The organism is Streptomyces sp. UH6, assembly GCF_013421635.1.
Classification (GTDB): Bacteria; Actinomycetota; Actinomycetes; order Streptomycetales; family Streptomycetaceae; genus Streptomyces; species Streptomyces abyssomicinicus.
Window position 1 is genome coordinate 1 of the sequence record NZ_JACADT010000097.1, and the last position, 10,777, is coordinate 10,777.

The following is a 10,777-nucleotide window of genomic DNA, read 5'->3' on the forward strand; positions in this document are numbered from 1 at the left end:
CCTCTCCTACCTCGCGGGCAGCCTGCTGCGCGGCGGAACCGGCCTCCAGGCCCTGCTGGAGCGTGTCCGGGAGACCTTCTCCCTGGAGTCCGCCGCCCTGCTGGAACGCGAGGACGGGAACGCCGGCTGGACCTGCGCGGGCAGTGTGGGACCGGGGCCGGTGGTGGCCCGGCCGGAGGACGCCGACGTCGACGTGCCGGTCGGCGACCGGATGGCGCTCGCCCTGTCCGGCCGGGTGCTGCCCGCCGAGGACCGCCGGGTGCTGGCCGCGTTCGGCGCGCAGGCCGCCGTCGCCCTGGAGCACCAGCGGCTGCGGCGGGAGGCCGAACGGGCCCGGGAACTCGCCGAGGGCAACCGGATCCGCACCGCGCTGCTCGCCGCCGTCAGCCACGACCTGCGCACCCCGCTCGCCGGCATCAAGGCGTCCGTCTCCTCGCTGCGGTCGGAGGACGTGGAGTGGTCCGAGGAGGACCAGGCGGAGCTGCTGGCCTCCATCGAGGACGGCGCCGACCGGCTGGACCAGCTGGTCGGCAACCTGCTCGACATGTCCCGGCTGCACACCGGCACCGTCACCCCCCTGATCCGGGAGGTCGACCTCGACGAGGTGGTGCCGAGGGCGCTCGGCGGGGTGCCGCAGGACCAGGCGGGGCGGGTCGTGCTGGACGTGCCGGAGTCGCTGCCGATGGTCGCCGCCGACCCGGGTCTGCTGGAGCGCGTGGTCGCCAACGTGGTGGAGAACGCCGTCAAGTACAGCCCGGCCCCCGCCCCCGTGCGGGTCTCGGCCAGCGCGCTCGGCGACCGGGTGGAGCTGCGCGTGGTCGACCGCGGGCCGGGGGTGCCCGAGGCGACCAAGGAGCGGATGTTCGAGCCGTTCCAGCGGCTCGGGGACGCGCCGCGCGGCGTCGGCGTCGGTCTGGGACTGGCGGTGGCACGCGGCTTCGCCGAGTCGATGGGCGGGGCGCTCGCCGCGGAGGACACCCCCGGCGGCGGGCTGACCATGGTCCTCACCCTGCCGGCCGCCCGCCGGGAGGCGGCCGGGGACGCGTCCGCGCGGGAGCGCGCGTAGTCTCCCCGGGGAACCGGTGTACGACGCCGGGACGACAGCGGAGTGGGACAGAGAGGCGAACCGTCATGCCGCGCAGCACGGGGGATGCGGCCCGCAGACCCGGGCCGACCCGGGTCCTGGTGGTCGACGACGAACCGCAGATGGCGCGGGCGCTCGTGATCAACCTCAAGGCGCGTCACTACGCGGTGGACGTGGCCGCGGACGGCGGGCAGGCGCTGCGGCTGGCCGTCGAGCGGCACCCGGACGTGGTGCTGCTCGACCTCGGGCTGCCCGACATGGACGGCGTCGAGGTGATCCGCGGGCTGCGCGGGTGGACCCGGGTGCCGGTGATCGTGCTGTCCGCGCGCCACAGCAGCGACGAGAAGGTGTCGGCGCTGGACGCGGGCGCCGACGACTACGTCACCAAGCCGTTCGGCATGGACGAGCTGATGGCGCGGGTCCGGGCCGCCGTGCGCCGGGCGGAACCGGAGGCGGCGGCCGGTTCCGGCGAGGAGGGCGTCGTGGAGACCGCGGGGTTCACCGTCGACCTGATGGCCAAGAAGGTCAGCCGGGACGGGCAGGACGTGCGGCTCACCCCGACCGAGTGGCACCTGCTGGAGATCCTGATCAGCAACCCGGGCCGGCTGGTCAGCCAGAAGCAGCTGCTCCAGGAGGTGTGGGGACCGACGTACACCCGGGAGACCAACTACCTGCGCGTCTACATGGCCCAGCTGCGCCGCAAGCTGGAGTCCGACCCGTCGCACCCGCGGCACTTCATCACGGAACCGGGAATGGGCTACCGCTTCGAGTTCTGAGGCGCCCGCCGGGCCCGTTTGGTCCGACCTTTTTGTCTCTGTGACATATTGGGTCCGGACCGGCGGAGCGCGCACGGTCCGGGCCGGGGACCCCGGTCCAGCTCAGTCGGTCAGGGAGTCGCGACATGTCGGTCGAGTGGCAGCCGGTGCGGCAGGCCCGCACGCACGAACTGGTGCTGCAGAGCATCGAGGAGCGGGTGTTCGCCGGGGACCTGAAGGCCGGTGACCGGCTGCCGCCCGAGCGGGAACTGGCGCCCGTCATGGGGGTCAGCCGGTCGGCGCTGCGCGAGGCGCTGCGGGTGCTGGAGACCATCGGCGTGCTGGTGGCGCAGCAGGGCAGGGGACCCGACGCGGGCGCGCGGATCGTGCGCAACCCGGACGACGCGCTGGGCCGGCTGCTGCGCCTGCACTTCGCCCTGGGCAGCTACAGCCTGGAGGACGTCCTGGAGGCGCGGGTGACGCTGGAACGGTCCAGCTTCCAGGCCTCCGCGGGGAACGCCACGGCGGAGGACCTCGCCGAGGCGGAGGAACTGCTCACCCGGATGAGCGACCCGGCGCTGGGCGTCGCCGACTTCAACGAGATGGACACCCGGTTCCACGTGCTGTTCGCCCGCAGCTCCGGGAACCGGCTCACGTCCACCCTGACGTCGGCCGTGCGGGAGTCGGTGCGCCCGCTGATCCTCCGGGCCCTGGAGTCGGCCGAGGACTGGCCCGCCACGGCGGCGGGGCTCAACGCCGAGCACGCCGAACTGTTGCGCCTGGTGCGGGTCGGCGACGGGGCGGGCGCCGCCGACCTCGTCGAGCGGCACATCCGCGGTTTCCACGGCACCCTCGTCGACGAGAAGCAGCGGCGCGACGACGCCTGACGGGCGGGCGGGGGCGGTGCGCCGCCCCCGCCCGCGGCGGGGTCAGGGCAGCATCCAGGCCAGGACGGGCAGGGACTGCAGGAGGACCAGCACGCACAGCACGGCGAGCATCGCCAGGCTGTACCCGGCGACCTTGCGCAGCAGGATCCGCTCCGACCCCGGCATGGCCACCGCGGTGGCGGCGATGGTCAGGTTCTGCGGGCTGACCAGCTTGCCGACCACGCCGCCCGAGGTGTTGGCGGCCACCAGCAGCGTCGGGTCGATGCCCGCGGTCTTCCCCGCGGTCTGCTGGAGCGTGGCGAACAGGGCGTTGGCGGAGGTGTCGGAGCCGGTGACGGCGGTGCCGAGCCAGCCCAGTATCGGCGAGAGCAGGGCGAAGACGCTGCCCACGGCGGCCAGCCAGGTGCCGATGGCCACCGTCTGGCCGGACTGGTTCATGACGTAGCTGAGCGCCAGCACGGTGGCCACGGTGGCGATGGCGACCCTCATGTTCCGCACCGTGCGCACCGCGGCCGCCCAGCCGGCGCGGGCGGTCATCGGGAACCTGTCCCGGTCCGCGGCGCGGCTGTAGACCAGGACCACCAGCAGGCCCGTCACGACCAGCAGGGTGCCGGGGTTGCCGAGCACGTCCAGCTTGTAGAGGGCGCTGCCGGCCGGTGTGCCGTCCGCGGCGACCAGTTCCCCGTACAGGCCGGGCCAGGCGAACTCGAGGCCGAACCCGCCGAGCAGCGCCGGTACGTCCAGCGGGCCGATCCGGAGCTTGGCGAGCGCGAAGACGACGATGACCAGCACGTACGGCAGCATGGCCAGGGTGACGCGGCGGGTGGTGAGAGGTTCGGCCTCGACCTGTGAACGCTGGTCCTCGGGGGTGGCGGGCTTCCAGAACCGCAGCATCAGCACGGCGGCGGCGAAGCCGGCCAGGGCGGAGACCACGTCGGTGAGCTCGTAGGCGAAGTGCGCGGAGCACCAGTGCTGGGCGAGGGCGAAGACGGCGCCGGTGACCAGGGCGACCGGCCACAGCTGCCGGACCCCGCGGAGGCCGTCGACCAGGAGGAGCAGCAGGGTGGGTACCACCAGCGCCAGCAGCGGCGTCTGGCGTCCGACCACCGCGGCGATCTCCTCGGCGGGGATGCCGGTGAGGTTGCCGGCGGTGGTGATCGGGATGGCCATGGCGCCGAAGGCCACCGGCGCGGTGTTGGCGACCAGGACGGTCACCGCGGCCTTCAGCGGCGGCAGACCGATCGCCATCAGCATGGCGGCGGTGATGGCGACCGGGGCGCCGAACCCGGCCAGCGCCTCCAGCAGGCCGCCGAAGCAGAAGGCGATCAGCATCGCCTGGACCCGCAGGTCCCCGCGGCCGACCGCGCTGAACGAGCGGCGCAGGTCGTCGAACCGGCCGCTCACCACCGTGAGCTCGTAGAACCAGATGGCCGCGACGACGATCAGCATCACCGGGAACAGGCCGAACACCAGGCCCTGTCCGGCCGAGAGCACGCCGAGCCCCGCGGGCATGCCGTAGCCGAGGACGGCCACCAGCAGCGCGACCACCAGGGCGCCCAGCGCCGACAGCAGGGCCGAAAGGCGGACCGCCATCAGCAACACGAAGAAGGCGGCCAGGGGCAGCAGTCCCAGCAGGGCCGTGGCCGCCAGGCTGTCCGCGACGGCCGTCACGTCCGGGGTGTAGGCCGCCAGCGCGGCGGACGGTGGCGCGATGCTCACGTGCGTGCTCCTCACAGGTACGCGAAACACCGTCGGGCAGGGTCGCGCCGACGGCGGGCATCAGTACGTCATTGAAAAAGTCACATGTCAATAAGGTCGGACCGCTTTACTTCACTGGACCCGAGTCCTAATGTGGTCGGACCATACGACGGGAGGTTCCATGCGGATCGGACTCTTCGCCACCTGTCTGGGGGACACGCTCTTCCCCGACGCGGTGAAGGCCACCGCCGTGCTGCTCACCCGGCTGGGCCACGACGTGGTCTTCCCGCCGGGCCAGACCTGCTGCGGCCAGATGCACGTCAACACGGGCTACCAGCGTGAGCCGGTCCCCCTGGTGCGGAACTTCGCCGCGCAGTTCGGCGACCCGTCGCTGGACGCGGTGGTGATGCCCTCCGGCTCCTGCGCGGGATCGGTCCGCCACCAGCACGAGATCGTCGCCGACCGCTACGGGGACGCGGCCCTGCGGGCTGGCGTCGCGGCCGTCAAGGCGAAGACCTACGAGCTCTCCGAGCTGCTGGTCGACGTCCTCGGCGTCACGGACGTCGGCGCCTGGTTCCCCCACCGGGTGACCTACCACCCGACCTGCCACTCGCTGCGGATGCTCCGGGTGGGGGACAAGCCGCTGCGGCTGCTGCGGGCCGTCGACGGCATCGACCTCGTGGAACTGCCCCAGGCCGACGCCTGCTGCGGCTTCGGCGGCACCTTCGCGCTCAAGAACGCGGGCACCTCCGCGGCGATGCTCCAGGACAAGACGGACCACGTCCGCTCCACCGGCGCGGACGTCTGCACGGCCGGCGACTCCTCCTGCCTGATGCACATCGGCGGCGGCCTCTCCCGGATCAAGGCCGGCACCCGCACCCTGCACCTGGCGCAGATCCTCGCCGCCACCCGCACCGCCCCGCTCCAGCTCCCGCAGCCGGAGGCCGCCCGATGAGCGGCAGCCCCACGCACCCGGACCCCGCGCAGCCGGACCCCGCCCACCCGGAGGGCTCCGGCCGCCCCGGCGGCGGCACCTTCCTGGGCATGCCCGCCGTCCCGCCCCGCTCGCCCTACGGCACCGGCAACCTGCGCGGCGACCGCGCCTTCCCGCGGGCCGCCCGCGAGGAGCTGGGCAACGAGCAGCTGCGCCGCAACCTCACCAGGGCCACCCACACGATCCGCGGCAAGCGGCTGGCCGTCACCGGTGAACTCCCCGACTGGGAGCGGCTGCGCGAGGCGGGGTCGGCGATCAAGACCGACACCATGAACCGCCTGCCCGAGCTGCTGGAGGAGCTGGAGCGCAAGGTCACCGAACGCGGCGGCACGGTGCACTGGGCACGTGACGGCGTTGAGGCCAACGAGATCGTCACCCGGCTGGTCGAGGCGACCGGCAGCGACGAGGTCATCAAGGTCAAGTCGATGGCCACCCAGGAGATCGGCCTCAACGAGCACCTGGAGAGCCGGGGCATCGCGGCCCACGAGACCGACCTGGCCGAGCTGATCGTGCAGCTCGCCGGCGACAAGCCCTCGCACATCCTGGTCCCCGCCATCCACCGCAACCGCGAGGAGATCCGGGACATCTTCCGCAACCGCATCCCCGGCGTCGACCCCGGCCTGGACGCGGTGCCCGCGCACCTGGCGGCCGCGGCCCGCGCCTACCTGCGCGAGAAGTTCATGACGGTGCCGGTCGCGGTCTCCGGCGCCAACTTCGGCATCGCCGAGACCGGGACGCTCTCGGTCGTCGAGTCCGAGGGCAACGGCCGGATGTGCCTGACCCTGCCCCGCACGCTGATCACCGTGATGGGCATCGAGAAGGTGCTGCCCCGCTACCGGGACCTGGAGGTCTTCCTCCAGCTGCTGCCCAGGTCCTCCACCGGCGAGCGGATGAACCCGTACACCTCGCTGTGGACCGGCGTCACCCCCGGCGACGGACCGGAGGAGTTCCATCTGGTGCTCCTCGACAACGGCCGGACCGCGGCCCTGGCCGACCGGATCGGTCGCGAGGCGCTCAACTGCATCCGCTGCTCGGCCTGCCTCAACGTCTGCCCGGTCTACGAGCGGACCGGCGGCCACGCCTACGGCTCCACGTATCCGGGGCCGATCGGCGCGGTGCTCACCCCCCAGCTGGCCGGCATGGACGCGGCGAAGAACGACCCGAACAGCTCGCTGCCCTACGCCTCCAGCCTCTGCGGCGCCTGCTTCGACGCCTGCCCGGTGAAGATCGACATTCCCTCGCTCCTGGTCGAGCTCCGGCACCAGCACACCGAGCAGGCCGGCACCACCGCCGAGAAGCTCGCGATGAAGGCCGCCGCCGCGGTGATGAGCAGGCCCGGACTCTTCACCGCCGCGCAGAAGGCGGCCGCCCCCGCCCGGCTGGTCGCCGGACGGGACAAGGTGATCTCCCGCCTGCCCCCGCCGTTCGACGGCTGGACGGACAGCCGCGACCTCCCCGCCCCGCCCCGGCGGACCTTCCGCTCCTGGATGGCCTCCGAGGAAGGGACCGCCGCCCTGCGCGCCGCCGCGGAGGAGGGCCGCCGCACCCGCGACGCACGCGCGGACCGGCCGGACGGCGGACACGACGGCCCGCACGACGACAGCCGGCACGACGACAGCCGGCACGACGACGGCCGGCACGACGACGAGGAGGAGGAGCGGTGACCGAGACCGCACGCGAGACGGTGCTCGGCCGGATCAGGGACGCCCTCGCCCTGGCGGGCCCCCGGGAGGTGACCGTGGAACGCGCCTACCGCACGGGACGCGCGCTCCCCGACGCCCAGCGGCTGGAACTCCTCACCGACCGCCTGGTCGACTACAAGGCGCGGGTGCGGCTCTGCACCGCCGACCGGACGGCCCGGACGGTCGCCGAGGCGCTGCGCGAACGCGGCGCCCGGCGGATCGGCGTGCCCGCCGGACTCGACCCGGGGTGGCTCACCGCCTTCGACGGGGAGGTCCTGGAGGACTCCGCCGACATCCCCGCGCCCCGGCTCGGCGACCTGGACGGCGTGGTCACCGCCTCCGCCGTGACCTGCGCGGAGACCGGCACCATCTTCCTCGACGGCTCCCCGGACCAGGGCCGCCGCGCCCTCTCCCTCGTCCCCGACCTGCACGTCTGCGTGGTCGACCTGTCGTCGGTGGTGGCCGGGGTCCCCGAGGCGGTCGCCCGCCTGGTCCCCGAGCGGCCGACGACCCTGATCAGCGGGCCGTCGGCCACCTCGGACATCGAACTCGAGAGGGTGGAGGGCGTCCACGGCCCGCGCACCCTGGAGGTGATCATCCGCACCGACGCGTGAGCCGACGCGTGAGCCGACGCGTCGGACGGCGCCGTCGCCCGTCAGGTGACGACGCGGAAGGTCTCCAGCTCGGGGTCGGCGGCGTCCGGCAGGAGCATGCCCGCCGCCACCCCGCTGCGGAGGTAGTCCACGACCTCCTGCGTGATCACCTCGCCCGGGGCCACGGCGGGCACCCCGGGCGGGTACGGGGTGATGGTCTCGGCGGCCACCCGCCCGGCGGCCCGGTCGGCCGGCACATGGTCGACGTTGCCGAAGAAGGCGTCGCGCGGCCGGATCGCCTGCTCCAGCTCCAGCCCGCCCGGCGAGGGCAGCAGCACCCGCGGCGCCCGCTCCATGGCGTCGCCGTCGGCGGCCTCCTTCGCCAGCCGCCGCAGCGACTCCACCAGCAGCGCCTCGGTGCGGTCGTCGTCGCCGTGGGTGATCTGCGGGCAGATCCGCAGCGTGTCGGCGGAACCGACGTCCACGTGGCAGGCGGTGCGCAGCCATTCGGCGGCCTGCATGCCGGTGATGCCGAGTCCGCGGACCTCGACGGTCAGCTTCAGCGGGTCGTGCTCGTACGCCAGTCCCTCGCGGACGATCTCCTCGCCCATCACCGAGAGCCCGGGCACCTCCGCCACCGCCTCGCGGATCCGCCGGGCGCGGGCCAGGGCGGTGTCCAGCAGGTCCCGGCCCTGCTGGACCATCTGCCGCCGCCAGCCGTCGAGGGTCGCGTACACCAGTGACGAGGAACTGGTGGTGCCCAGCAGGTCCTCGCGCTGCTTGAGCACCTCGGCGGAGATGCGGTCGCCCTTGAGGTGGAACACCGAGCTCTGCTCGATCGCGCCGCCCATCTTGTGCACGCTGGTGACCACCATGTCGGCCTCGGCGTTCATCCCCCAGGCCGGCAGCTCCGGGTGGAAGGGCAGGTGCGCGCCCCAGGCCTCGTCCACGATCAGCGGGACGCCGAACTCGTGGCAGACCCGCGCCACACCGCGGATGTCGGCGCAGGATCCCCAGTCGGTGGGCGTGATCAGCAGCATGCCCTTGGCGTCCGGGTGCTCCTGGAGCTTGCGGCGCACGTCCTCGGGCTCCGGAGGGTGGGCCAGGTGCCGGTCGGCGTCGAACTTCGGGTGCACCCAGATCGGTACCACGCCGTTGATGATCACCGCCGCGATCACCGACTTGTGGGAGTTGCGGGAGATCAGCAGCTTCTCGCCGGGTCCGGCCACGGCCAGCATCCCGGTCTTCACGGAGAGGGAACTGCCGCAGGTGGAGAAGAAGGCCTGGTCGGCGCCGACCGCGTCCGCCATCAGCTCCTGGGCGTCGGCGAGCACGCCCTGCGACAGGCGGCGGTCGTCGAGCCCGTTCATGTTCAGCACGTCCGAGGCGAAGACGCCCTCGCCGACGATCTCCTTCACCCGCGGATCCGCGCCGAGGCCCTGGCGGTGGCCCGGCGGACCGTAGACCACGTCCCCTCGTCGGCGGAACTGCTGCAGCGCCTCCAGCACGGGTACGCGTGAATGGTCCACGGCTCCTCCTCCTTCACGTCCGGTCGCCCGGTCCGGTCGCCCGGCCGGGTCACCGTGTACGGGTCGCCCCGCGGTCGCGGCCCCAAACGCCGGGCGACGGGGCGGAAGCGGTGAGGACTGATCGCGAGGACCGCCGGGAACACGAGGGAAACCGCTCACTAGAGAAAGGCCCCCGTGCGCACCGTCGGAGTCGAAGAAGAACTGCTCCTTGTCGATCCGGAGACGGGCGAGCCCCGCGCCCTGTCCGCGGCCGTGCTGGCCCGGGCGGAGCGCGACCCGGCGGACGCCGAGGTGTTCGAGAAGGAGCTCCACGGCCAGATGCTGGAGTTCGCCACGCATCCGCAGTCCTCGCTGGCGAAGCTCCAGGAGGAGATCGTCCGCTGGCGCGCGGACGCCGCCCGGCACGCCGCCGGGACCGGCGCCGCGGTCGCCGCGCTGGCGACCTCCCCGCTCCCGGTGAGCCCCAAGGTCAGCACCAGCGAGCGGTACCGGTGGATGGTCGAGCGCTACGGCCTGGCCACCCAGGAACAGATGGTGTGCGGCTGCCACGTGCACGTGTCCGTGGAGTCCGACGAGGAGGGCGTCGCGGTCCTCGACCGGATCCGCAACTGGCTGCCCGTGCTCACCGCGCTGAGCGCCAACTCCCCCTTCTGGCAGGGCAAGGAGACCGGTTACCGCAGCTACCGCCGCCAGGTGTGGGAACGCTGGCCCTCGGCCGGACCCACCGAGCCCTTCGGCACCCCCGAGGAGTACCACCGCCGCACCGACGCGCTGGTCGCCACCGGGGCCGTCCTCGACCGGCACATGGCGTACTACGACGCCCGCCTGTCCGACGCCTACCCGACGGTCGAGATACGCGTCTCCGACGTGTGCCTGGACGCCGACACCCCGGTGCTGATCGCCGCCCTCGCCCGTGGCCTGGTCGACACCGCCGCCGCGCAGTGGCGGGCCGGCGCCGAGCCCGCCGCGCCCGCCAGCGTGAGTCTGATGAGGCTCGCGGCCTGGCAGGCCTCACGTTCCGGTCTCGACGAGGACCTGCTCCACCCGCTCACCTTCCGCCCCGCCCCCGCCCGCGAGGTGGTCGGCGCGCTCCTCGAGCACCTCGACGACGCGCTCGGTGAGGCGGGCGACCGGGACCTCGTCCACCGCACGGTGGACCGTCTCTTCGCCGAGGGCAACGGCGCCCGGTTCCAGCTCGAGCTGTGGCAGAAGACGGGCAACCTGCGCGACGTGGTCGTGGAATCCGTCCGCCGCACCGCCGCCTGAGCGCCCTCACCCGGCCCCGCGCCGCCTCCGGCCCCCGCGCCCCCTTGGCCCCCCGCGCCGCCTCCGGTCCGCGAAGCCCCCGGTCCGCCCCGTCCGGGGGCTTCGCCCTGCCGTGGGCGGGGAGCAGCACGCACGAGAAGCATCTTTTGACATAGGTATCTTTTGATACCTATCCTGTTCGGCATGTCCGATCACAGCGCGCTGCCCCGGCGCACCGACCGCGTGGCCTCCGGCCTCGCGGCGTGCCTGCCCGCGCTGCACCGGGCACTGGAACGGCGCGTGGCGCGCG

9 protein-coding genes are annotated in these 10,777 nt (G+C 73.5%); 7 read left to right on the forward strand and 2 right to left on the reverse strand.

The annotated features are described in order from the left end of the window. The 3 genes from HW445_RS08475 to HW445_RS08485 all read left to right on the forward strand — a co-directional run. Positions 1-1,066: sensor histidine kinase KdpD (locus HW445_RS08475; protein ID WP_257230932.1), on the forward strand; the 1,066-nt coding region annotated here is incomplete at its 5' end. Positions 1,067-1,131: 65 nt separating this feature from the next. After that, a complete protein-coding gene (locus HW445_RS08480; protein ID WP_180220410.1) occupies positions 1,132-1,860 on the forward strand; it encodes a response regulator in 729 nt (242 codons plus the stop codon). 125 nt (positions 1,861-1,985) lie between these two features. Then, on the forward strand, positions 1,986-2,726 hold the full coding sequence (locus HW445_RS08485) for a FadR/GntR family transcriptional regulator (protein ID WP_180220411.1): 741 nt from the start codon (positions 1,986-1,988) through the stop codon (positions 2,724-2,726). A gap of 42 nt (positions 2,727-2,768) precedes the next feature. Here HW445_RS08485 and HW445_RS08490 read toward each other — a convergent pair whose 3' ends face one another. Next, positions 2,769-4,445 carry an L-lactate permease gene (locus tag HW445_RS08490; RefSeq protein WP_180220412.1) on the reverse strand — a complete coding sequence of 559 codons (1,677 nt, stop codon included), beginning with the start codon at positions 4,443-4,445 and terminating at the stop codon, positions 2,769-2,771. A gap of 160 nt (positions 4,446-4,605) precedes the next feature. Here HW445_RS08490 and HW445_RS08495 point away from each other — a divergent pair, with 160 nt between their 5' ends. The 3 genes from HW445_RS08495 (at position 4,606) to HW445_RS08505 (ending at position 7,714) form a co-directional block, all read left to right on the forward strand. Then, positions 4,606-5,379 (forward strand): (Fe-S)-binding protein, encoded by a 774-nt coding sequence (locus HW445_RS08495; protein ID WP_180220413.1) that lies wholly within the window; start codon positions 4,606-4,608, stop codon positions 5,377-5,379. Positions 5,380-5,468: 89 nt separating this feature from the next. Then, the gene (locus HW445_RS08500) at positions 5,469-7,082 is read left to right on the forward strand and encodes a LutB/LldF family L-lactate oxidation iron-sulfur protein (RefSeq protein WP_180220417.1); all 1,614 of its coding nucleotides are present in this window, start codon (positions 5,469-5,471) and stop codon (positions 7,080-7,082) included. Further along, entirely contained in the window at positions 7,079-7,714 is a 636-nt protein-coding gene (locus HW445_RS08505) for an LUD domain-containing protein (RefSeq protein WP_180220414.1), read from the forward strand. Before HW445_RS08500 ends, HW445_RS08505 begins: the two co-directional genes overlap by 4 nt. Positions 7,715-7,755: 41 nt before the next feature. On the opposite strand, the gene HW445_RS08510 is transcribed toward HW445_RS08505, so the two are convergent. Further along, complete coding sequence (locus HW445_RS08510; protein WP_180220415.1) at positions 7,756-9,222, reverse strand: aminotransferase class I/II-fold pyridoxal phosphate-dependent enzyme; 1,467 nt, start codon at positions 9,220-9,222, stop codon at positions 7,756-7,758. 174 nt (positions 9,223-9,396) lie between these two features. On the opposite strand from HW445_RS08510, the gene HW445_RS08515 reads away from it, so the two are divergent. Further along, positions 9,397-10,488 carry a glutamate--cysteine ligase gene (locus tag HW445_RS08515; RefSeq protein ID WP_180220416.1) on the forward strand — a complete coding sequence of 364 codons (1,092 nt, stop codon included), beginning with the start codon at positions 9,397-9,399 and terminating at the stop codon, positions 10,486-10,488. The last annotated feature ends 289 nt before the right edge of the window (positions 10,489-10,777 follow it).

Excerpts from the sequence above, each read along its gene's own strand:
- HW445_RS08485 (WP_180220411.1), top strand. The coding sequence starts at position 1,986 with ATGTCGGTCGAGTGGCAGCCGGTGCGGCAGGCCCGCACGCACGAACTG.
- HW445_RS08495 (WP_180220413.1), top strand. The coding sequence starts at position 4,606 with ATGCGGATCGGACTCTTCGCCACCTGTCTGGGGGACACGCTCTTCCCC.
- HW445_RS08480 (WP_180220410.1), top strand. The coding sequence starts at position 1,132 with ATGCCGCGCAGCACGGGGGATGCGGCCCGCAGACCCGGGCCGACCCGG.
- HW445_RS08500 (WP_180220417.1), top strand. The coding sequence starts at position 5,469 with ATGCCCGCCGTCCCGCCCCGCTCGCCCTACGGCACCGGCAACCTGCGC.